This is a genomic window from Desulfotomaculum sp. OF05-3 (genome assembly GCF_003435535.1).
GTDB classification, from domain to species: Bacteria; Bacillota; Clostridia; order Lachnospirales; family Lachnospiraceae; genus Pilosibacter; species Pilosibacter fragilis.
This window is the reverse complement of record NZ_QWGO01000070.1, coordinates 3,277-4,361: the sequence shown is the minus strand read 5'-3', so window position 1 is coordinate 4,361 and position 1,085 is coordinate 3,277. Positions and strand designations below refer to the sequence as shown.

General features: G+C 47.7%; 2 rRNA genes. Both read left to right on the top strand.

Annotation, left to right across the window (positions count from 1 at the left end):
• Positions 1-520, top strand: a 16S ribosomal RNA gene (locus DXA87_RS18235); the annotation flags it as partial.
• A 200-nt stretch (positions 521-720) separates the two neighbouring features.
• Positions 721-838: ribosomal RNA gene (rrf, locus tag DXA87_RS17490) — 5S ribosomal RNA — on the top strand.
• Positions 839-1,085 lie beyond the last annotated feature (247 nt).

Genomic DNA, 1,085 nt, shown 5'->3' with positions numbered 1-1,085 from the left:
CCTCCTTCGGGACAGAGGAGACAGGTGGTGCATGGTTGTCGTCAGCTCGTGTCGTGAGATGTTGGGTTAAGTCCCGCAACGAGCGCAACCCCTATTGTCAGTAGCCAGCAGGTGAAGCTGGGCACTCTGATGAGACTGCCAGGGATAACCTGGAGGAAGGTGGGGATGACGTCAAATCATCATGCCCCTTATGATTTGGGCTACACACGTGCTACAATGGCGTAAACAAAGAGAAGCGAGCCTGTGAGGGGGAGCAAATCTCAAAAATAACGTCTCAGTTCGGATTGTAGTCTGCAACTCGACTACATGAAGCTGGAATCGCTAGTAATCGCAGATCAGAATGCTGCGGTGAATACGTTCCCGGGTCTTGTACACACCGCCCGTCACACCATGGGAGTCGGAAATGCCCGAAGCCAGTGACCCAAGCGAAAGCAGGGAGCTGTCGAAGGCAGGTCTGATAACTGGGGTGAAGTCGTAACAAGGTAGCCGTATCGGAAGGTGCGGCTGGATCACCTCCTTTCTAAGGAAGAAGAAGTAAGGGTTTTACGTACTGTTGAGTTTTCAGGGCATAGCCCGTAAGTGCAAACCTCACGAACAAGTTCGTTCGGTCGCGGCATTCGCCGCTTATAGAACGAACCAAACAAAATCGCTTATGAAAGCAAGCTTTCAACACGATTTCTTATTGATTCGTTCTGCACTTACTCATGAAAACACGAAAATTCCGGTGCCGATGCGCTTATGGGACACACCCGTTCCCATCCCGAACACGACGGTTAAGACGTAAGCGGCCGATGGTACTATGCTGGAGACGGCATGGGAGAGCAGGTGGGTGCCGGATTCTATTTGAAAAATACTCGAAAGAGTTTTCAAATAAAACAGACATGTTCTAGCGGGTGGAGATAAAGGCGAAGTTCGCGATGATGAATGTGTTAACCCGTTCCAGCAGGGTAATGCTGTTAATAACTGGTTTTTACCAGTGATTAGTAAGTTCAAGTATATTGAACTCGCTAATGACTGATAAACTTCAGTCAGAACGTACCTTGAAAATCACATATTGAAATAATTGATCTTAAATATTTAAGATA